Source organism: Azotosporobacter soli, assembly GCF_030542965.1.
In the GTDB taxonomy this organism is placed as follows: Bacteria; Bacillota; Negativicutes; order SG130; family SG130; genus Azotosporobacter; species Azotosporobacter soli.
Window position 1 is genome coordinate 411,974 of the sequence record NZ_JAUAOA010000001.1, and the last position, 20,210, is coordinate 432,183.

The following is a 20,210-nucleotide window of genomic DNA, read 5'->3' on the forward strand; positions in this document are numbered from 1 at the left end:
GTGCCTTTCAGCTACGGTCTAAACAGGTTAAAAAAATTCTGTTCTATTTACTTCGGGAAGTATTTTTTTATATCTTCATTAATATTCAATTGCTCAAAAACAAACTTTGTTTTCGTCATTGCAAAGGGGGAAATTTCTTTTATAAAATCTTCTGCTTCACTAAATGATGATAATGAAAGCACAACGATAAAGCAAGATTCACCTGCAACTCTAAAACAATATTCACACTTTGGATAATTAATGATATAGGAAGGGGCTAATTCATATTCACTCCCTTTTAAAGTTACTTCCACTATACATTTTATCGTTAACCCTAATTTGTTTTTGTTTATCTTAATCGTATAACCCTCAATCACTCCGTTATCTTCTAATCGTCTAACCCTTTCAGTTACGGAGGGAGGAGATAAATTAATTTTTTTGGACAATTCTCGTATAGATACCCTACTGTTTTTCTGAAGCTCAGCAAGTATATTAAAATCAATATCATCAAATTTCATTCGACAGAACAACTCCTAAAATATATTTCATACGAAACATGTTTAGCTTAATATTTATTTCATACAGAATGGAAAAAATTCATTTAATATTATACTATATTCATAGCAGAAATTACAGGAGGAATTGTTATTATGAATGACATCATAAAAAAATATTTCACAGGTTTGGAAAGTGCCGATTATCAATCTACCATCCAATTGTTCGCAGAAGATGCGATAGTTAAGTCCCCACTTTATGGAACAGTCTCAGCTCAGATTTTTTATAAAGATTTATTTAAAGATACGACACAATCAAAAATCACTTTATTAAATGTATTTTCAAATAAAAACACGCCCTCCGTTGGGGCAGTACATTTTCGTTATGATTGGACTATGAAAGATGGTTCTCAAACATTTTTTGAGTGTGTTGATATAATTAATTTATCAGCCTGCCGTAGAATTAAAGAGTTGACTATTATCTATGATACTTTTGGAACTCGTGATGCCTTCATGAAATTAAAAGCGTAAGGTAGACAAAAGAATCCCCTCTTACTGTTTGGCATATATCTCTAAATCTCCCTTCAAACAGTTCATCCGTAACCATAGAAAAAGACAGGCTTTTACCTGTCTTTTTCTATGGTTACGGAGCTTCTATAATTAGGATATAAAATCTGCTTATAGAATGCGCACAAAACACCCTAAAAGCAAAAAAGGCTTCCCTATAGGGGAACGCCTTAAATCATTAAATTGGTGACCCGCCACGGAATCGAACCGTGAACCTACTGATTAAGAGTCAGTTGCTCTGCCAGTTGAGCTAGCGAGTCGTGTTGGCTGGGGAGGAAGGACTCGAACCCTCGAATGCCTGAGTCAGAGTCAGGTGCCTTAGCCAGCTTGGCGACTCCCCATCAGCTATTTATCTGTTGTACTTTAGCTACAGATATATTCTATGACTCTTCTCGCTTATTGTCAACCTCTCTCTCGTTTTTTCTTTAGCGATTCAGCAGGATTCTGCTATTGCTTTTGCCGCCTTATTGCAATAGACTAAAATGAAATCCGCCATGAGCGCGTCAACAAAGGAGTTTATTATGAAACAAGATACCGCTTCAATTCTGGCCAAGCCAGGTTTATTATCGATCGTTAGCGCCTATATTCTCTGGGGCGCGTTGCCGATCTACTGGAAACTGCTGACGACCGTCCCGGCAATGGAAGTACTCGCGCATCGCATCGTCTGGTCGTTCTTCTTCCTGCTTATCTTGCTGCTCGTCAGCAATTCGCTGGCAACCTTTCGCCAGGAAATCCGCTTCCTCCTAGCGCATCCGAAACATGCGGCGGCGCTCTTTGCGGCCTCGCTTCTGATCAGCGCCAACTGGCTGGTCTATATCTGGGCCGTGCAGAGCAACCGCATCGTGGAATCGAGCCTCGGCTACTATATCAATCCGTTGGTCAGCATCGCCTTGGGCTTGCTTTTCCTGAAAGAGCGCTTGACGCTCTGGCAGGGCATCGGCTGTCTGCTTGCCCTGAGCGGCGTCCTGCACATGACCTGGCAGCTCGGTTCTTTCCCTTGGATCTCCCTTTTTCTTGCTGTTTCCTTCGGTTTGTACGGTTTGTGCAAGAAGGTCATCCAAGTCGGCGCCGTCAGCGGCATCGCCCTTGAGACGCTGTTGGTCTCGCCACTGGCGCTTTTTTATCTCACGCAGCTCAGCCAGCAGGAAACAGCCGCCTTCAGCACGCAGGGAACAGCAATCCTTCTTTTATGCATCGGTACCGGCGCGATCACGGCGACGCCGCTTCTTTTGTTCGCGAGCGGCGTCAAACAGCTGCCGCTCAAAATAGTCGGCTTCATTCAATATCTTTCGCCAACACTGGCGCTTATGATCGGGGTCTTCGTTTACGGCGAACCGTTCAGTTTCAGCCATCTGATATCCTTCGCCTTTATCTGGTCGGCTTTGCTCGTGGTTTCGCTCGGCGAAACAAGCGCCTTCCAGACGTTTGAAAAACGATTTTTACGCACGGCAGCCTAAACTTTAAAATGAGAAACATGGATTTTTCACAAATTCAAGCGCATTCGTCTGATAATTCACAGAATCCCGCTTAAATTCCGATTAAATGCCCGCTTTTCCCCTTTTGCAAGACTTGTCGCAAAGACAAATTCAGTGCTATGCTTGTGGTGAGAAGACTCTTTGCAGAAAGGAGGAACGAATCATGCGGGTAACCAGAATGCCTACGATGATCGCATCGTTTATCCTGTCTCCGCTTTGCATCCTTTTACTCTGCCTGGCCTACCCACTCTTCATGTGCGGCGTGACTTTGATCTGGCCCTTCGCCTATCTGGTACGCAGCATAGCCAATTTCGGTCTGAACAACAGCCGCTACGCGCCCCACTAACGCATTACGGAGGTTACCACGCTACGATGAATTGCATAGGAGAGAGATTAGAGAAACCTTGATGCTACCCTTCGGCGAAGAACGCGAGGGGTATCTTTTTTTTATTTAGCCGCCTTTTCCGCGCCGTTTTCTTCATCAAAGGCGAAACAGTTGCAGCCTTCTTCCTGCGCCCTGGATAGGGCGCGATCTGCCCGCGCCAACAGCATCGCGTACGATTCCCCTTTATGCCAGGTCGCCCCTCCGGCGCTAAGCGTCAGCGATACCTTTTCGTCTCCCCGCGTAACGTAATGATCCCGAATCGCCTCTAAAATCCGCTTTGCTGCCGTTTTCGCCTGTTCACGCTCCGAATCCTGCAGCAATACGGCGAACTCATCGCCGCCCCAGCGACCGACCCAGTCGCCTTCACGCAACAGCCCGCGGCACACCTGAGCGACCGTTTCCAATACGCTGTCGCCCGTCGTCCGGCCATGCTGATCATTAATCAGCTTGAGCGAATCGATGTCGAGCAGCAAGAGGGAAAAAGGCTTCGCCTTGCGATTCGCCATTGCGGAAGAACGCTGCAGGACTTCCTCAAACCCGCGCCGGTTCAAGATCTTGGTCAGCGGATCGGTAATCGTCATTTGCACGATGCGTTGATCGCTTTTTTCTTTCGCCAGCAGGATGAAGCCGAAACCGGTCGTCAGCATCAAGAGATACCAGGCAAGAAAGACCACCATCTGGTAGGCGTTGTTAGCGAACAGGCCGAAGGGATTGATCAGCACCGCGACCACACGGAACAGGACAATCCATGACAACGCCAACGTCACGCCGGCAAGGAAGCGTCGCAGGCGACTCGCACTTTTCCAATCCTTAGAAAGTTCAAAACCGACATAGGCATAGGGCAGGCTGCTGAGCAGTGAAACGATCGCGACGCTGATCGCCGGCCCGATTTTTGCGAGATAAAGATAGAATACGCTGCCGACCAGCAAGCCGATCCCGCCAAGAATGATCGTTTTTCCTTCTTTTGCATTTCCCTGCTGACGCAGTGCGATGCTTTCCAGCCAAAAACCGCTCAAGAGCAGGATATTGCCCAGCAAAAAAGAAGCGCCGTAGGGAATCGTACCGCGCAAGAACAGACAAAGCCAGCCGCAGGCCTGCGCCGCCTTTGACCAATGCCAGTATTCACCGCCCGGCGTTTGTTTTCCCCAGCGGGCAAAAAAACTCAGATTAAAAAACAAAACCATGTTGCCTAGCGCCAACATCAGAATCATCGTTTTTGTGTCCAACATCGAAAGCCTCCCCTTTCAAAGTACAAACGGCAAAGTCCGCCTCTCGCTCCCTCTCCCCTTGGCATTCCCGCTCAATAGTATTGGAAATTTATTCCGCGTCTTAGGCTAAAAGTCCTGCCGTTTATTTCGCTATTTTCTTTTTATTTTGCAAATGGTACACTGTCGGTAAGGAGGCGATCACATGAGCAAAAAGCCGGACAGCCCCGAGCAAAAGAAACCCGCCCCTTTAGCCAACCCCGCCGCACGCAAGGCGGAGCACCCTTTGGCCGATACCGATCCTAAGGTTTTATCCGAATTGATCCGGCGCATCCTGACGGAAGACAAGAACTGAACCCGGTTTTGTCTGTGACCGCGGCGGCAAATAAAACTGGCAACCAGCCGCAACTCGTAGTATAGTAATGTGGAACGTTTATCTGCGCTCATGCAGCGGCCGACGACACGACGACGACGGCGGCCCGAAAATACAAGGTAAGTTGGAGGCATCGGATGGGAAAGATTTCTGACAAGAGCAGTTACAAAAATCTGCTCAAGGCGACGAAGAGTTCTAAATTCTTCACCGACAAACAGGCAAAAACCGTAAAAAGCCCTAAGAAAAAATAGAAGGCGGAAGCTGATTCCGCCTTCTATTTTTTATTGCAATTCGTCTTTATGCGCGCAGCATTTTTTATATTTCTTGCCGCTGCCGCACGGACAGGGTTCATTGCGTCCGATCTGATCCTGGCGCGCCGTCGGTTTATGCAGCAGCACCACATTGCTGTCCGGATTTTTCAATTGACGCAGTTCCTGCGGCGCATATCCTTTAAGCGCCCACTGGCGCGTACCGTTTGAAAGCGCCACCAGCAGGTCAATCATTTTCTTGGCCAGCTTGCGCGTCGGAAACACCAGCGACTCTTCAATAAATGCAAGGACTTCGCCGACTTCCTCGCCGTTTCGCAGCATCATGACCCACTCTTCGACCTGTTCGACCGCTTCGTCCGGTTCCGCCCGCCACTCTTTTTCCAGCAATTGAACGAGGTTTTCAAAGGGCGCATTGCGTTCGACAAAATGAAGTTGCCCGGCCGCATAAAATTGCTCATAGGTGAATGGGTACGGCGTCACATCCGGGTACCGTTTCTGTTCCTGTCGCATCGCCTCCGGATCCCAGACCCGATAGTCGCAGAACCAATCTTCTTCCAGCGCAATGCCCCAGTCGCCTTCGGCGGCATTAATTCCGATCACCGCATAGAGGCGCTCTTCTTCCACCGCATCTCCGGTCAGCTCCGTCAGGCGATCAACCATTTCTTTTGGCGACAGGACGCCGTAATAATAAACGAGACCGCTGGCCAGGATGATCCACTGCGAGTTTTGCGCGGCAATCCTGCTCAGTTCCGCGCCGTCGACGCGCTGAAATACTGTCATCAGTTCGCTCGGCATAATCACACAGCGCGTATCGCCGACATGCCCGAACGCGACCCAGCCGATGCTGTAAAGCCATTCCAGGCAGTGCATCTCGGCCTCCTCTTCCTGTATCGCGACCACGCCGCCTGCAGCGCAAATCTGGCGCAGCCATTGGTGCTGTTTTTCGTCAAGCAGTTCAAAGAGAACTTCGGCGCGTTCGAGAATCGCTTCCGCCACGACACGGACCAGTTCGTCCTTTTTTAGCGTAGCCGCGCCTTTCAGCGTCAGCATTTTCCTGCGTTCATTCAGCTCTTCCTTCGTCATTGCCGCCAAGACTTCTTTCATATCCGGTTTGGCGCTGAAACGCCGCGTCCAACGTTGCGCCTCTTTCTTGGCTTCCTTTTTCAACATCGTCAGCATCATCTCTTCCATTGCCTCTTCTTCGGACTCATCAAACTTCTTGCCCATCGTATCCTCCTTCAGTTTCCGTTAAAAGTGCTCATTCGCTTCTATTTCGCTCTCTTGCGCTAAAATCCTTGCCTTATTTATCATCCTCAGGATATGGATATGCTCCGGTCAAAAGACATACTTGCCGCTTAGATGTCCAGCTGTCCTTCCTGCACGCGCGCCAACCATTCTTTCAGCAGCGCGTTGAAGAGTTCCGGCTGTTCGATCTGCGCGTTGTGTCCGGCTCGGTCAAGCACGGCAAATGTCGCGCGCGGATATTGTTCCAGTAGCTGCCATGCATCTTGATATCCGACGCAGTCATCCTGCCTTCCGGTCAGGATCAGCGTCGGTTTTTGATAGCGGACGCCTTGATCGACCGGAAAGGAAAACGCATAGCCCTGCACTTCAAAGCGTTTTAGGAAATCAGCGTCCGCCAGTTTCAGACCCGGCAACACTTCTTTTTCGTAGCGCCGCCAGGTCTCTTTGCTCTGCACCACCGCCATCGCGGCATAGCCCGGCATATCTTCGGGCGGCAATTGCGCGAGCAACGCCGCATCGCGGCGCAGCACCGCATGCGGCGGCAAGGTACGCCGCTCAGATTGCGCAACGATGCAGGGACAAAGCAGAAACAATCCCGTCACCCGTTTTTCCAACCGCCGGACGATGCCGCGCGCCAGATAGCCGCCATATGACTCGCCGGCCAAGAGAAAATCTTCGCCGGGGAGCAGCCGTTCAATGAAGGCGAGTACGATTTCCAGCATCTCATCCGCACTTTTGAGCCAAGATGCGCTCTCGCTTTGTCCCATACCCGGCAGATCGAGGTAAATCCGTTTATAGCCGTTTTCATGCAGTACGGGTTCCATGCAGCCCGCCATCAGGCGATGATCCGGATAAAATCCGTGTAAAAGCAGGATCGGTTCCCCTTCACCATGGCATTGATAATGTAATTTCAAACCTTTAACGATGCATTCCACCGAAACCCCTCCTGTTAAAACAAACTGTATCGGGCAAGTATAAAGGACGGTCGCAAATCAGGAAAAGCCCTGTTTGCGACCGTCCCTTGCCTTCCTTCGCCTCAGCAGCCGGTAAATTTCGCCTGCCGTTTTTCACGAAACGCGGCAACGCCTTCGGCGTGATCCTGCGTGTCCAGGCATTGCGCCTGTAGTTCCGCCTCCCGTGCCGTAGCCTGCGCAAAGTCGGAGCGTTCCGCTTCATGCAAAGCCTGCTTCAGCTTGGCAACGGCGAGCGGCGGTGCGAGCGTCAACCGTTTCGCCCAAAAAGCGCTCTCTTCTTCGAGCTCTTCCGGTTCCGTCAGATGGTTGAGCAAACCCCATTCCTGCAGTTTTTCCGCATTGACCACATCGCCGGTGAACATCAGCTCTTTGGCCCGGTGCATGCCAATCAAACGCGGCAACAGATAGGTGCCGCCGCAATCGGGAATCAGTCCGACCTTGGCAAAGCTTTGCGCAAACTTGGCGGTTCGGCTAGCCACGATCAGATCACAGGCCAGCGCTAAATTGAATCCGGCGCCGGCCGCTACGCCATGTACCTGCGCAAGCACCGGCTTCGGCAGTCGGCGGATCGCCTCCGCCAATTCGCCAACCGAGACAATGAAGTCCTTCGCACGCGCCGTTCCGGCGATCGATTCCAGATAACCGAGATCGCCGCCGGCGCAAAAACCGCGTCCGCTGCCGCACAGAACCACGACACGCACAGCCGGGTCGACCGCCGCTTCACGCAGCGCCTGCCGCAATTCGGCGACCATCTCCTGGTTCAAGGCATTCAGCGAATCCGGCCGGTTTAGCGTCAGTCGCAAAATTCCATCCTGCTGTTGAACGATTACCGTTTTTTCCATCATCAAACGCCTCCGTTTAGCTGATATTTTGCTGCATCTTTGTTATATACTACTTCCCCTTCGATCAAAAATATCCTCTTGGCAAAGTGCAAATTAAAAGTCCTCCTCGTACATCTTTTGGCGGATCGAGCTTGTTAGCATTCTACGCGTTTTTTATTTTAAATCAATGTATAACGCTACTTGCTCTTGCAGAAGTTCCACTAATTGTTCATCCATAAACCGATATTCATCTGGTATCTGCAGGCAGATCAACTTTTTCTCCCGCAACGCATCCGCAAACTTTTCTTTTAGTCTACGCACGTGTTTCTTTTCCATTGCAAAGATGATGTCAGCCCAACCGATATGACCTGCAGTCACTTTAACTCGTGCCTGTTCTTCTGTCCCGGCCGAGCGTACACTATAAGCGCTCCGGCCAGAAAATATCTTTTCCGCAGTCAGGCTCCGCCACTTGTTGCGACTGCAAACAAATAAAATATTCTGCATGCGCCTTATCCTTTCTGCCGCATTATGCGATTTGAAAAAAACAGACGCGCCGCTCGGCCCGCCTGTTTTTCACTCACACTCTTATAAAAACGCGTCCGCCGCATCGTACTGCGGCTCGACGAGCATCTTTCCGTCGCTGCGGATATAACCCCATTTTCCTTTCACTTTAACGGCCGCCAAACCGTTATGAAAGTCGGAGAGTTCTTCAAAGTTGGCGTTGGCCAGGATGACGAATTCGCCGTTCTTGTCGATCGCGCCCCAAAAGGTCTTGTACTTCACGACCGCGATATCCTCGCTGAACGGTCTTGCTTCATCAAATTTCCCTTTGATCGCGAGATTGCCGCTGCGATTGATAAAGCCCCATTGCTCACCCAGTTTCACGGCAGCCAGACCGCAACTGAAATCCGTGCCTGCAGTAAAGAGCAGCCTAGTCAACGGTTTGTTATTCTTATCCATGTAATTCCATTTGTCATCTTTTTTCGCCACAACGACCTCGTCGCTAAATTCGCCTAAGAACTCATATTCGGCCGGAATCACCCATTCTCCCTTGCGATTCACATAGCCTTGCTTGTCCTTAACGTTAACCAGCGAAAGATCGTTCTTAAACTCCGCCACGTGGTCATACTGGGTCGGAATCACCGCTTTTCCCGTCCGATCGAGAAAACCTCGTTTGATATTCAGATCGGTCAACTCATTGCTGTTTACACGGTATACGCCAGCCGAAGCCGCCAGCGCCATCGTAAATACGCCGCCCCAAGAAGTGCTCCTTACTTCTTGGCGCACTTCCGCCAGACCATTGTCAAACGGGTATACGTGATCATAGTCCGCGACAAATGCGACTGCGCCGCGCGGATCAATATACTTGTACTTGCCGTCTTCTTTTATGATCGCCAAACCTTGTTTGAAGCCATATTCATAGTTGTTGAATTTTTCTTCGATGGCCAGTTTGCCTTTTTTATCGATGAAGCCAATCTTATCTTTACTTCGTACCGCGGCCAAGCCTTCGGAAAATCCATTGGCCCATTTATATGTGCAAGGAATGACCAGTTTTCCTTGTAAGTCAACATAACCATAGCGGTCTTCTTTTTTCACAACAGCCAAACCTTCAGAAAACTTGTACGCCTCCTCAAACGGTCCGGCTACCAGCGCCGCATTCGCTGCACTGTAATAATTCCAGCCCTTGTCCGTCTTTGCAGCGAGCATGCCTTCTTGCGCCGCCAATATTTCTTTGAACTCTACCGGCAAAACAACTTTGCCCGCCTGATTGTAAACGCCTTTTTTTCCATCCAGTTTGACTACGACTAGCCCATCTTGCAACCGTTCAAGTGAATCAAACTGCGCTGCGATTCGGCTCTTTCCATTTTGATCGAACAAACCATACTTTCCTTTTTGCTTGACGATAAGCGTCTCTTTGTCATTCCATTCGAGTTCACTGAAGTCCGTCGGCAGTACGACCGCACCGTTCTGTCCGATATAACCAAATTTACCATCTTTTTTCACTTTGCCGAACACAGGGGCCGGAGCAGTAACCACAGGCGTTACCGGAGTTGAAACTTCACTTTTCCCGTTTGCGTCAACCGTACTCGCCGGTGTATTAATCGCCGCCTCCGGCGCAACAGGGGTTTGTTCGCTTGCCGCCGGCGCACTCATGCTGACCGGCAATACCTCTTTCGCCGCTTCCTCCGCGCCATATGCCGTATGGCTCCACGCTGTCGTCAATAGCGTCAGTGCTCCAATGATCATTCTTGTCTTGATTTGCGATTTCACGTAACCAGCTCCTGTTTTTTATTTCATTGGAAGATTATATCATGCCTACCTTTGCATCATTCATTTAAAAAACTTACAAAACGCTTACAAAACACGTCATATATTCTTCAGTTTTCCTTGACATTTTCTTGACGGAATCTGGCCGCAAACTGAATATCACAAACGTATTCTAAATGTAGGAAGATAACCGCTCTCCCCTTCGGCAATTGCAGCATAAAGGATGTGTTCAGACATGAAAAAGAAACTTTTCCTCTTATTGGCTCTCGCAGTAAGCACGACGCTCTTCCCGACAAACGCCCTGGCGCATGGCGATGATGAACACCACCGCCCGGAGCGCCGTTCGCATCACGAACGCGCCTGGCAGGAACACCGTGAAGACTGGGAACGTTATGACCGCGAGTGGCGCGAACGCCGCGAGGATCGCGCCTGGCGCGAAGAGCAGCGCGAAAACCGCCGCGAGTGGTACCGCTGGCATGAAGAGCACGCCGAGCTGAACCGCATTCACGTGCAAATCGGCAATCTTGACATCGATCTCTAGCGTACGAAGCTCATAAGCAGGCTGGAAACCGGCTCTTTTGCCCGTTCCTAGCCTGCTTTTCCGTTAAAGCGTTCGCCTTTCGCTTCCAAGCGCTTGCATCTGCGCCAAAAGCGCCGTATAGTGTAGCTGATACTATTCGTGCCGCCGAGGTGTTTATGACAACGTTGCAGTCGACCGATTCCAGCATTCTCTCTTTGCTCGTCTTACTCCTCCTCTTTTTCCGCTCTTACCGCAAGAGCGAGCGCGCCCATCTGCCCAACCGACTCTTTCTCGCATTAATCCTCAGCAATATGGCCCTGCTCGTCATCGATCTTCTCGGCTGGGCCTTCAACGGCCTGCCGGGCCTATTTTATTTCCAGCTTAACCGCGCTTTCAATCTTCTTTTGTATGTCGCCGAGCCGCTCGCGCCATCGCTCTGGATTCTTTACACCACCCTACAGGTGCTGCGCGATGAAAGCCGTTTGCGCAAGACCGCGCTGCTCCTGCTGCTTTTCCTGCTGCTCAATGCCGTGCTTGCACTTTGCAGTTTGAAAACCGGCTGGTTCTTTTTTGTCGATCCTGCCAACCTCTACCATCGCGGCGAGTATTTCTTTTTTCACGTCGCCTACTGCTACGCGCTTTTTCTTTATTCCTTCTTCTTTGTTCTGACGCAGCGCGCTTTAGTTGAAAAGCGTTATTATTATTCGCTGCTCTTCTTTGCCTTGCCGTCGTTCATCGGTACGACGCTTCAAATGTTTCACTATGGCGTTTCCTATAATTGGAGCGGCATGATGCTTTCGGTTTTGATCGTCTATCTGAACATTCAGGATCGCAGTCTGAATACCGACTACCTGACCGGCGTCTACAACCGACGCCAGCTCGACCGTTATCTGGCGTCAAAGATCAAGAACAGCCGCCTGCACGCTCCGTTCGGCGCGATCCTGATCGATCTCAACAATTTCAAAGAGATCAATGACGCTTTCGGTCACACGACCGGCGACGATGCCTTGAAAGAAGCCGCAGCACTCTTTCAGGACAACCTGCGTGAAAACGATTTTATCGCCCGCTTCGGCGGCGATGAATTCGTCATCATCTTGGATAGCCTGTCGCACGAAGAATTGATAAAAACGGCAGAACGCCTCAACGCGGCGGCAGAAGATTTCAATCGTCGCGTTGGCAAAAGCTACCGTTTGTCTTTCTCGCTCGGCTACGCCATATATGACGCAAGAACCGCTTTGACGCCCGATGCTTTTCTGCAGCATATTGATTCACTCATGTACGAAGACAAAAAAACGCCACGCGGCTGACTCGACTATCGGCCCAGAAAAACCAAGCGGTTTTTCTGGGCCGTGCTGTTTTTTCGTTTCGCAAAACTATTTTTTGTGTAAAACTTTTCCATAAATGGTATAATGATTGCAATAGCGCGCGGCATCTTTTGCCGCGACATCGAGACTGCAGCATCGGATGGTGAGGCCATGAGTTTGCAAAAAAAAGCGCGTCGTGCTTCTTTGCTTGTTTTGCTAACGCAGGTTTTAACCTTTCTGGCCGTCGATTATTGGCTTGGTTCTGCGCTGGTCAGCGGTCGCTGGCTGGAATTGCTCGCCGCTTTGACGCTGCTCTGCGCGCCGCCGTTATTGCTGTATTGCTGGTTTCTGCAACGTAAAGTGTTGGCGCCGCTATCGCAGCTAACGCAAGGCATCCAAAATATCGATCTGAGCACGGATCACTGGAACCGTCTCTATTTTCAATCCGGCGACGGCGAAGTGGCGCAGGTTTCGCAGGCAGTAAACCAGTTAATCGATCGCCTCGCTTACTACCGCGGTACAATGGTAGATGAGGGGTTGCGCTATAAAGCGTTGCTCGAGCAAAGTACGGAAAGCATTTTTACCGTAAATCCCGTCAGCGGTCGGATTATTCAAGCCAATCCGAGCTTCGCCGCGTTTGTCGGGCGCGAGAATGTCATCGACAGTTTTCTCTGGGATGTGTTTCAAAGCCAACGCGAAGTGCTCGAACAGCATGCCAAGGCCATCTTGGAAAAAGGTTCGCTAGTTCTGCCGTCAGTCACGCTGCGTCTTTGGGATGGTTCGTGGCGCAACGTTGAAATCCGTTGCTCTTTGATTCTCTATAACGGGCAGGAATTGGTGCTTGTCAGTTTATCCGACATGACCGAATATCACCTTTTTCAGGAAGAACTGCGTAATGATCTGGCCCGCGCCGAACAATTACAGCGCAATTTTCTGCCGCCGGATCTTGACAACGATCTTCTGCAAATCCGCTGCATTTTTCACTCCTGCACCGGCATCAGCGGTGATTTTTACGATTACTTCTGGGATCCGCGCGAACGCCGTTTAAAAGGCTTCCTGCTCGACGTCTGCGGACACGGCGTCGCGACCGGCATGCAGGCTTCACTAACCGCTGCCTTTCTTTGGTATGCGGTCCACCTGCCCGGCAGCCTCGGACAGAAACTGCGCTGGGTCAATGAAAAGGCGTTGCGTTATTATCCGGAAGATTCCTTTGCTACCGTATTCTATTTCGAAGTCGATCTGATCGGCAAAAAGCTGCATTATGTGACTGGCGGCGTCAATTATTTCCTCGCATACTGCGCCGGCGAACGAAAGATCGTAGAAACAGCGTCTTCCTTGGTCGGCGTGGACCAGAAGCCGCTTTTCAAGCAGCAAAGCTTTGAAATAAAAGCCGGCGATTGTTTTTATTTCACAACTGACGGCCTCTTCGACGCCTATCCCCGCTGCGAAGAAATCGGCTTGGATCATTTCTCCGACGTGGTGCGGTTTTTGAAAAAAACTGCGCTGCAACCGGTCTGCCGCGACGATGCTTCGGCAATTTGCCTGCGCATTTGCATGCCGCAGGATGGCAAGCGTTGGGCAGTTCTGACAAAATTATTGGATTTGACGCTGAACAGTTTGGATGATTTCGCAGACGCGGTCGAGGAAATCGCCGTCTGTCTACGCGAGATCATGAAAAGCGACGGGGTTAGCCTTTTTGAAATCGCCGTACATGAAGCCATCAATAATGCGTTGTTAAACGGCCGGGATAAAGCAGGACGGCTCGAAGTCCGTCTCACGATTTATCTGCTGCACGCGACGACTTTGGTCGTGGAGGTGCGCGACGGCGGTCCCGGTTTTCCGGCACAAATGATCCTGCGTCAACTTTCCCGTTTAGGTCAGGCGGCTTTTGACAGCGGTGCGTTGTCAGACTGCGGCCGCGGCATCAGCATCATGCTTTTGGCAGCCGACTCGCTCAGTTACAACCGAAAGGGGACGCGCGTGCGGCTGCTTAAGGATATCGTCAGGCAAGGCAGATAAGAAAATGGGGAGATGATAGCGTGCTGAAAGATTTGCGAATCAAACACAAGCTGTTGCTGATCATCCTGGGCTTTCTCTTGATCGGCTGCGGCATCGCGGTCGGATTGTCCATGTATTTTTTTAACCAATATGTCGCTGCCGCAACGCAAGAAGGCGCGGCCAACGGCATGGAAGGCCTTGACGCTTTGCTGAGCGAGTACCGTTCAAACGCAGAAAGCAGCGCTAAGCTTCTAGCTGCCAATCCCGATCTGATCGCCGCACTGGCGTCGAAAGACAGTGCACGACTCTTGCAAGTTGCCGCACCGCTCGCCAAACATACCTCACTCGATTTTCTTACGCTCACCGATGAGAGCGGCACCGTCATCGCACGCACGCATGCACCAGAAAAAAAAGGTGACGTCATTACCGACGAAGCCAACGTCAAACAAGCACTGCAAGGTAAAATCACTTCTGCCGTTGAACCCGGCACAACGGTGAAACTTGGCATCCGTTCCGGCGTACCCGTCCTTGACAAATCCGGCAAATTGGTCGGCGTGGTCAGTGCCGGTTATAATCTTGGCAAGGATTCGCTCGTCGATACGATCAAAGAACTTTATAATGTCGACGCCACCGTTTTCAACGCGGATGTCCGTCTCTCTTCCACGATCCAAAAGGATGGCAAACGGATCGTCGATACCAAACTGGATCCGGCAATCGCCGCGGTCGTTCTTGGCCAGGCTAAACCATACCAAGGTACGGCTCAAATTCTCGGCCAACCCTATCGCACCGTCTATAAGCCGCTGCTCGATTGGGAAAACAAACCGGTCGGTCTTATTTTCAGCGGCAAAAGTCAGCAGAGCGCGAATAGCGTCCTGCAAAATTTCCTCTTTTCCGTCGGCGGAGCCGTTCTCCTGATTCTCCTTTTTTGCAGCGGCGCGGCAGTCTTGTTGGCAGCCCAAATCACCCGTCCGATCGAGACATTGCAAAACTTGATGAGCAACGCCAGCCATGGCGATTTATCGGTCCGTTCGAGCGTGACGTCGCGCGATGAAATCGGCCTGCTTTCCGCCAGTTTCAACGCGATGCTGGAACGCCAGGCACGCGTCGTTTCGGTCGTAAAGAGCTCCGCGCTCGAAATCGCCGCCGCGTCGGAAGAACTGGCGGCCACCAGCGAAGAAGCGAACGCCAACAGTCATCTGATCGCCGACGACGTAGCGGGCATCGCGAAGAGCAGCGATGTCGAATTCAATGCAATGATGGAAGTATCCCGCGTTTTGCTGGAACTGTCGTCTTTGATTCAACTGGCTAAAGACCGTTCTTTGAGCGCTAAGGAAAGTTCGCAAAATACGCTGCAATCGGCACAACATGGACGCAGCACGGTAAATGATGCGATCGGCATCATGGGGAGGATTCAGGCGCAGGCGACCGAAGGCGAAACCGTGATCCGTCAGATGGATGAATACGCGAGCAAGATCGGCGACATCAGCAGCACGATTACCAATATTGCGCAACAGACCAATCTGCTGGCGCTTAACGCGGCGATCGAAGCGGCGCGAGCCGGCGAGGCCGGACGCGGTTTTGCGGTCGTCGCCAATGAAGTCTCCAAGCTGGCCGAACAGTCGAATCGCGAAGCGGGCGAGGTCGGCTCTTTGGTCGAAAAAGTCTCAGCCTGTACAAGCCAGGCGGTTCTTGCCATGCAGGAAACACGCCGCCAGGTCGAGGAAGGCGGCGTAAGCGTCAATAACGCCGGTGAAGCATTGTCGAGCATACTGACTGCGGTCAATGCGACGGTCACTGAAATGCAGTCGATCTCTGAAATCACGAGCGAAGAAGTGGCTTCCTCAGAAAAAATCGTCAACCTGATTAATACGGTCTCCAGCAAGATCGAAGAAACCAAAGGAGCGGCGGAGCATACCGAAGGTGCCGCCAGTGAAGTCGCGCAAGGCATCGAGACGGTGGCAGCCAGTACGGAAGAACTGGCTGCACTGTCGAACGAACTGCGTCGTTCGGTTGAAATGTTCAAAGTATAGGAGGGAAAACGATGATGTCCATGAGAAACGGAGACAACTATCTGAAACTCGAGCCCAAAGGCGGCATTTACGTACGTGAAGCGGGCAAACTGCGCGAAGAGATGCTGGCCGCTTTCGAGAAGGGACAGTTTCATTTCGACCTGGACTTGAGCGGCGTAACGCATATCGACAGTGCGGGACTCGGCGTGCTGATCCAGATTCATAAACGGGTCGAACCGAAAGGCGGCGAAGTCGTGATTCGGGGCTTAAGCGGCGCAGTCAAAGAACTCTTTTATCTGACGCGCATGGATCGCACGTTTCGGATCGAGTAATTATATTGAAGAAAAAGGTCCGGCAAATTTTCGCTTTGCCGGACCTTTTCCTTTGTGCTATACTGGCGGCATTGAGGAAGAGGAGGTTTTTATGTCCAACTTATTAATCCGCGGCGTCCGCTACGACGATGTCGTGCAGATCGCCGCCATAGAAAAAATCTGCTTTCCTGCCGCCGAAGCCGCAGGCCAGGACTCCTTCGCGGCTCGTATCGCCGCTTTTCCCGATTCTTTTTTCGTTGCCGAATTTGACGGTGCGATAATCGGCTTCATTAACGGCTGTGCGACAAACAGTCCTGTCCTATATGATGAACTATTCCACGATGCAACGCAGCATCTGCCAGACGGCGAAAATCTGACCGTTTTCGGTCTGGATGTATTGCCTGAATGTCGCAGGCAAGGCATCGCCGCTCGCTTAATGCGCCATTTCATCGAAACGGCTAGGAAAAATGGCAAAAAACGGGTCTTATTGACCTGCAAAGAGGCATTAGTTCCGTATTATGCCTCCTTCGGTTATAAGAACGACGGCCTTTCCGCCTCGACGCACGGCGGCGCGGAGTGGTTCGATATGACGCTTACCCTGTAATGCGCCGTAAGACAACTTCTTTTGCCTAACGTATTGCTTGGCTAAACCGCTTTCCGCCGCCTGCAGGAAGCGGTTTTTCTTATCTTTGTGCGCTTCGCACAACGTCGCGCCGGAATATTTCGTCATTTATCATCCGCTGTTTTGCTCTGCTTCTTTGTTATAATTAGAGAGACGAAGAATACCATACTGTTCGTTTAAGAAAGGAGTTTTACCATGACGCTAGACAAAACCAGTCTTGTAAACCGTTTTCTTTCGTACACCCGCTTCGACAGCCGTTCCGACGCTGCGTTCGACTGCTGTCCCAGCACACCGGGGCAATTGGTATTGGCCAAACATCTGGCCGCTGAATTGAAGGAACTGGGCCTTAGCGACATCCGGCTCGATGAGAACGGTTATCTTACGGCCACATTGCCGGCCAACGGCTGCCCAAATGCGCCGACCGTCGGCCTGCTGGCCCATTTCGACACCGCGCCGGATTTTGCCGGCAAGGACGTCAAGGCCAGAATCGTTTCTTATCAGGGCGGCGACATCACACTCAACGAGGATCCTGCGATCATCATGACAACGGCCGACTTTCCCGAACTGAGTCAATATGAGGGACAAGATATCATCGTCACCGACGGCACGACTCTGCTCGGCGCGGACGACAAAGCCGGCATCGCCGCAATCGTTAGTGCCATCGAATATCTCATCCATCACCCTGAAATCCCGCATGGCACGATCCGTCTTGGCTTCACGCCGGACGAAGAAATCGGGCGCGGCGCCGACCGTTTTGATGTAGCCGCTTTTGGCGCCGACTTCGCCTATACGATCGACGGCGAGGGACTCGGCGGCATCGAATACGAGAACTTCAACGCCGCCAACGCCAAATTGCTTATACATGGACGCAACGTCCATCCGGGTGCATCGAAGCACAAGATGATCAATGCGCTGACGATCGCCGCAGAATTCCAAATGATGCTGCCGGCCGGAGAGAAGCCGGAATACACCGCTGATTATGAAGGATTTTTTCATGTGAACCAAATGAATGGTTCGGTGGAAAGCGCCGAATTGAAGCTGTTGATCCGCGATCATGACCGCGCCAATTTTGAAAAGCGCAAGCGCTACCTCACTTCTCTCGCGCAATTACTGAACGAAAAATATGGTTCCGGCACGTTGGAACTGGAGATCAAGGATTCTTATTATAATATGCGTGAACAAATCGAACCGGTTTTTCATGTCGTCGAGCTTGCCTGCGAAGCGATGAAGGCAGTCGGTCTAGAGCCGAAGACTACGCCGATTCGCGGCGGTACCGACGGAGCGCGTCTATCTTTTATGGGTCTGCCTTGTCCGAATCTGTTTAGCGGCGGTCATAACGCCCATGGCAAATTTGAATTCCTGCCGGTTCCTTCCCTGCTCAAAGTCGCCGAAACCGCAGTTGAGGTTCTGAAACTGGCCGGTCAAATAAAAAAGAAATAGGAGGAATATCATGTCTGAACACAAACACAGCAGCGCACCTGCCGAACCGCCAATGTCACCGCATCAGGAGTACCAGGAAATCAACCCTTATGTCGTATTTTGGGGTTTGTTTTACGCCGCGTTATTCGCGCTCGCGGTCGGCTATCTTTGTCTGAAGATCGGCCAGACGGTCGACGCTTTCGCACCGGTCTCCATTTTGGCTATGGGCATGGGCGCGGTTTTGAAGCGCAAGAACGCGTTTCCTGAAAACGTGCATATCCAGGCTATCGCCAGCGCCGGCACGAATATCTTAGGCGGCGCAATGTTCATCATTCCGGCCTTGTTCATTCTTAACTCGCCGACAATGAACTTCTTCCAGTTGGCCGCGCCGATCGTACTCGGCGGCATCCTCGGCGTCTTTCTCTCCACCATCTTCCGCCGTTATTTCTGCGAAGAGATGGCGGACGTTTATCCATTCCCTGCCGGACGCGCTGCGGCCGAGGTACTGACCTCCGGCGAAGGCAGCAAAGCCAAGCTGATGATCTTCAGCGGCGCGATTGCACTGATCTATGATTTCATCCTCAACAGCATCGGCTGGTGGCAAGAGATCATCTCGAGCGCCACGTTCTCGCTTGGTCAACAAATCGCTTCGAAATATAAACTGGTCTTCAACCTCGACAACGAATCGGCGCTGCTCGGCATCGGTTATTTCACCGGTCTGCGTTATGCGGCAATCATCGCCGCCGGTTCGTTCTTCTCCTGGTTCGTTTGCATTCCGGTTCTTTATTATCTGGCCGGCGATCATCACATGATCCTGAAGGGTAAAGATATCCTCTTGGCTGATGCGCCGATCCGGGCGGTATTTTCCACCTATGTCCGCCATATCGGCATCGGCATGCTTGCAATGGCCGGTATCATCGGCCTCTTATCGATGTCCAGCGTCATCAAGAACGTAGTCCGCGCAGCGATCGCCGAAATGTCGAAAGCGCCGAATGCGGCGCGTCAGACGCTGCTGCGTACGCAACGCGACATCCCAATGCCGCTGCTTGTCGCAGGCATCTTCGGCATCCTGCTCTTGTTCACGCTGTATTTCCACGTTTACTTCTCCGAAAGCATGCTGCAAACGGGACTCGCACTCGGCATCGTGCTCATCTTCACCTTTTTGCTCTCGGTCGTCGGCATCAGTTCGATCGCCTTTACCGGTACCGAACCGGTCTCCGGCATGACGATCTTTATGATCATCGTCGCCTCGGTCGTTTTGGGCAGCGCCGGCATGCATGGCGACATGGGCATCGTTGCAATCCTGATGATGGCCTCCTTCCTCTGCACCACGCTGGCCGTGGCCGGCAACTTTATGTCTGAACTGAAGGTAGCGAACCTTCTCGGCGCGACGCCGCGTAAGATGGAACAATGGCAGTTGGTATCGGCAGCAGTATCCGCCCTGGTCTCGATCGGCGTCATCTTGCTGCTCAATCAGGCTTATGGCTTCGTCGGTCCGAGCGCACTGCCCGCACCGCAAGCCAACGCAATGGCCGCAATCGTTAAACCGCTGATGGAAGGCGGTGCCGCACATTGGCCGCTCTACATGGCCGGCGCGTTCTTCGCCGTCATCCTTTGGATGGTGAAAGTTCCGCCGCTGGCGTTCGCACTCGGCGCTTACCTGCCGATGGAAATCAACACGCCGCTCTTAGTCGGCGGCTTGATCTCCTACTTGGTCACGAAGAGCAGCAGCAATGAGAAGCTCAGCGCACTGCGCTTCAATGTCGGCAGCACGATCGCTTCCGGTCTGATCGCAGGCGGCGCACTCGGCAGTCTGCTCAGCGCGGTCGTACGCATCCTGGGTTATGATTTCTTCCTCGAAGCCTGGTCGGAAACGCCGGCCGCAACCTATCTCGGCGTCGTGGCCTACCTTGCACTTTGCGCTCTGCTTTACGGCAAAGCGGTAAGCGTCAAGAAAGTCGCTGCCGAATAA

General features: G+C 51.6%; 19 protein-coding genes and 2 tRNA genes. 12 read left to right on the forward strand and 9 right to left on the reverse strand.

Annotation, left to right across the window (positions count from 1 at the left end):
• Positions 1-47: 47 nt before the first annotated feature.
• Positions 48-497: an Lrp/AsnC family transcriptional regulator gene (locus QTL79_RS01865; protein WP_346353230.1), complete on the reverse strand. Its 450-nt coding sequence runs from the start codon at positions 495-497 to the stop codon at positions 48-50.
• Positions 498-629: 132 nt separating this feature from the next.
• Here QTL79_RS01865 and QTL79_RS01870 point away from each other — a divergent pair, with 132 nt between their 5' ends.
• Positions 630-1,004, forward strand: a complete 375-nt coding sequence (locus QTL79_RS01870) for a nuclear transport factor 2 family protein (protein ID WP_346353231.1) — start codon at positions 630-632, stop codon at positions 1,002-1,004.
• A gap of 220 nt (positions 1,005-1,224) precedes the next feature.
• Here the strand turns inward: QTL79_RS01870 and QTL79_RS01875 are convergent.
• Positions 1,225-1,300, reverse strand: a tRNA-Lys gene (locus tag QTL79_RS01875).
• Positions 1,301-1,304: 4 nt separating this feature from the next.
• Positions 1,305-1,381, reverse strand: a tRNA-Gln gene (locus QTL79_RS01880).
• 180 nt (positions 1,382-1,561) lie between these two features.
• Here QTL79_RS01880 and rarD point away from each other — a divergent pair.
• Together rarD and QTL79_RS01890 are read left to right on the forward strand one after the other, a co-directional pair.
• Positions 1,562-2,497: an EamA family transporter RarD gene (gene rarD, locus QTL79_RS01885; RefSeq protein ID WP_346353232.1), complete on the forward strand. Its 936-nt coding sequence runs from the start codon at positions 1,562-1,564 to the stop codon at positions 2,495-2,497.
• Positions 2,498-2,678: 181 nt separating this feature from the next.
• Positions 2,679-2,861 carry a hypothetical protein gene (locus QTL79_RS01890; protein ID WP_346353233.1) on the forward strand — a complete coding sequence of 61 codons (183 nt, stop codon included), beginning with the start codon at positions 2,679-2,681 and terminating at the stop codon, positions 2,859-2,861.
• A gap of 101 nt (positions 2,862-2,962) precedes the next feature.
• On the opposite strand, the gene QTL79_RS01895 is transcribed toward QTL79_RS01890, so the two are convergent.
• Complete coding sequence (locus QTL79_RS01895; protein ID WP_346353234.1) at positions 2,963-4,129, reverse strand: GGDEF domain-containing protein; 1,167 nt, start codon at positions 4,127-4,129, stop codon at positions 2,963-2,965.
• Positions 4,130-4,310: 181 nt separating this feature from the next.
• Here QTL79_RS01895 and QTL79_RS01900 point away from each other — a divergent pair, with 181 nt between their 5' ends.
• The gene (locus tag QTL79_RS01900; RefSeq protein ID WP_346353235.1) at positions 4,311-4,460 is read left to right on the forward strand and encodes a hypothetical protein; all 150 of its coding nucleotides are present in this window, start codon (positions 4,311-4,313) and stop codon (positions 4,458-4,460) included.
• A gap of 299 nt (positions 4,461-4,759) precedes the next feature.
• On the opposite strand, the gene QTL79_RS01905 is transcribed toward QTL79_RS01900, so the two are convergent.
• The 5 genes from QTL79_RS01905 to QTL79_RS01925 all read right to left on the reverse strand — a co-directional run bounded on the left by QTL79_RS01905 (position 4,760) and on the right by QTL79_RS01925 (position 10,058).
• The gene (locus QTL79_RS01905) at positions 4,760-5,974 is read right to left on the reverse strand and encodes an SEC-C metal-binding domain-containing protein (protein ID WP_346353236.1); all 1,215 of its coding nucleotides are present in this window, start codon (positions 5,972-5,974) and stop codon (positions 4,760-4,762) included.
• A 128-nt stretch (positions 5,975-6,102) separates the two neighbouring features.
• A complete protein-coding gene (locus tag QTL79_RS01910; protein ID WP_346353237.1) occupies positions 6,103-6,927 on the reverse strand; it encodes an alpha/beta fold hydrolase in 825 nt (274 codons plus the stop codon).
• A 101-nt stretch (positions 6,928-7,028) separates the two neighbouring features.
• On the reverse strand, positions 7,029-7,811 hold the full coding sequence (locus QTL79_RS01915; RefSeq protein WP_346353238.1) for an enoyl-CoA hydratase/isomerase family protein: 783 nt from the start codon (positions 7,809-7,811) through the stop codon (positions 7,029-7,031).
• 150 nt (positions 7,812-7,961) lie between these two features.
• Positions 7,962-8,291: a low molecular weight protein tyrosine phosphatase family protein gene (locus QTL79_RS01920; RefSeq protein ID WP_346353239.1), complete on the reverse strand. Its 330-nt coding sequence runs from the start codon at positions 8,289-8,291 to the stop codon at positions 7,962-7,964.
• An 81-nt stretch (positions 8,292-8,372) separates the two neighbouring features.
• On the reverse strand, positions 8,373-10,058 hold the full coding sequence (locus QTL79_RS01925) for a WG repeat-containing protein (RefSeq protein ID WP_346353240.1): 1,686 nt from the start codon (positions 10,056-10,058) through the stop codon (positions 8,373-8,375).
• A 220-nt stretch (positions 10,059-10,278) separates the two neighbouring features.
• On the opposite strand from QTL79_RS01925, the gene QTL79_RS01930 reads away from it, so the two are divergent.
• The 8 genes from QTL79_RS01930 (at position 10,279) to QTL79_RS01965 (ending at position 20,210) form a co-directional block, all read left to right on the forward strand.
• On the forward strand, positions 10,279-10,596 hold the full coding sequence (locus QTL79_RS01930; RefSeq protein WP_346353241.1) for a hypothetical protein: 318 nt from the start codon (positions 10,279-10,281) through the stop codon (positions 10,594-10,596).
• 155 nt (positions 10,597-10,751) lie between these two features.
• Positions 10,752-11,882 carry a GGDEF domain-containing protein gene (locus tag QTL79_RS01935; protein ID WP_346353242.1) on the forward strand — a complete coding sequence of 377 codons (1,131 nt, stop codon included), beginning with the start codon at positions 10,752-10,754 and terminating at the stop codon, positions 11,880-11,882.
• Between the two features lie 168 nt (positions 11,883-12,050).
• On the forward strand, positions 12,051-13,898 hold the full coding sequence (locus tag QTL79_RS01940; RefSeq protein WP_346353243.1) for a SpoIIE family protein phosphatase: 1,848 nt from the start codon (positions 12,051-12,053) through the stop codon (positions 13,896-13,898).
• Between the two features lie 20 nt (positions 13,899-13,918).
• The gene (locus QTL79_RS01945; RefSeq protein WP_346353244.1) at positions 13,919-15,907 is read left to right on the forward strand and encodes a methyl-accepting chemotaxis protein; all 1,989 of its coding nucleotides are present in this window, start codon (positions 13,919-13,921) and stop codon (positions 15,905-15,907) included.
• An 11-nt stretch (positions 15,908-15,918) separates the two neighbouring features.
• Positions 15,919-16,218 carry an STAS domain-containing protein gene (locus tag QTL79_RS01950; protein ID WP_346353245.1) on the forward strand — a complete coding sequence of 100 codons (300 nt, stop codon included), beginning with the start codon at positions 15,919-15,921 and terminating at the stop codon, positions 16,216-16,218.
• Positions 16,219-16,309: 91 nt separating this feature from the next.
• Entirely contained in the window at positions 16,310-16,801 is a 492-nt protein-coding gene (locus tag QTL79_RS01955; protein ID WP_346353246.1) for a GNAT family N-acetyltransferase, read from the forward strand.
• A 213-nt stretch (positions 16,802-17,014) separates the two neighbouring features.
• Positions 17,015-18,259: a peptidase T gene (gene pepT, locus QTL79_RS01960; protein ID WP_346353247.1), complete on the forward strand. Its 1,245-nt coding sequence runs from the start codon at positions 17,015-17,017 to the stop codon at positions 18,257-18,259.
• Between the two features lie 10 nt (positions 18,260-18,269).
• Entirely contained in the window at positions 18,270-20,210 is a 1,941-nt protein-coding gene (locus tag QTL79_RS01965; RefSeq protein ID WP_346353248.1) for an OPT family oligopeptide transporter, read from the forward strand.

Coding starts and splice junctions, on each gene's coding strand:
- QTL79_RS01865 (WP_346353230.1), bottom strand. CDS start 497: ATGAAATTTGATGATATTGATTTTAATATACTTGCTGAGCTTCAGAAA.
- QTL79_RS01870 (WP_346353231.1), top strand. CDS start 630: ATGAATGACATCATAAAAAAATATTTCACAGGTTTGGAAAGTGCCGAT.
- rarD (WP_346353232.1), top strand. CDS start 1,562: ATGAAACAAGATACCGCTTCAATTCTGGCCAAGCCAGGTTTATTATCG.
- QTL79_RS01890 (WP_346353233.1), top strand. CDS start 2,679: ATGCGGGTAACCAGAATGCCTACGATGATCGCATCGTTTATCCTGTCT.
- QTL79_RS01895 (WP_346353234.1), bottom strand. CDS start 4,129: ATGTTGGACACAAAAACGATGATTCTGATGTTGGCGCTAGGCAACATG.
- QTL79_RS01900 (WP_346353235.1), top strand. CDS start 4,311: ATGAGCAAAAAGCCGGACAGCCCCGAGCAAAAGAAACCCGCCCCTTTA.
- QTL79_RS01905 (WP_346353236.1), bottom strand. CDS start 5,974: ATGGGCAAGAAGTTTGATGAGTCCGAAGAAGAGGCAATGGAAGAGATG.
- QTL79_RS01915 (WP_346353238.1), bottom strand. CDS start 7,811: ATGATGGAAAAAACGGTAATCGTTCAACAGCAGGATGGAATTTTGCGA.
- QTL79_RS01920 (WP_346353239.1), bottom strand. CDS start 8,291: ATGCAGAATATTTTATTTGTTTGCAGTCGCAACAAGTGGCGGAGCCTG.
- QTL79_RS01930 (WP_346353241.1), top strand. CDS start 10,279: ATGTGTTCAGACATGAAAAAGAAACTTTTCCTCTTATTGGCTCTCGCA.
- QTL79_RS01935 (WP_346353242.1), top strand. CDS start 10,752: ATGACAACGTTGCAGTCGACCGATTCCAGCATTCTCTCTTTGCTCGTC.
- QTL79_RS01940 (WP_346353243.1), top strand. CDS start 12,051: ATGAGTTTGCAAAAAAAAGCGCGTCGTGCTTCTTTGCTTGTTTTGCTA.
- QTL79_RS01950 (WP_346353245.1), top strand. CDS start 15,919: ATGATGTCCATGAGAAACGGAGACAACTATCTGAAACTCGAGCCCAAA.
- QTL79_RS01955 (WP_346353246.1), top strand. CDS start 16,310: ATGTCCAACTTATTAATCCGCGGCGTCCGCTACGACGATGTCGTGCAG.
- pepT (WP_346353247.1), top strand. CDS start 17,015: ATGACGCTAGACAAAACCAGTCTTGTAAACCGTTTTCTTTCGTACACC.
- QTL79_RS01965 (WP_346353248.1), top strand. CDS start 18,270: ATGTCTGAACACAAACACAGCAGCGCACCTGCCGAACCGCCAATGTCA.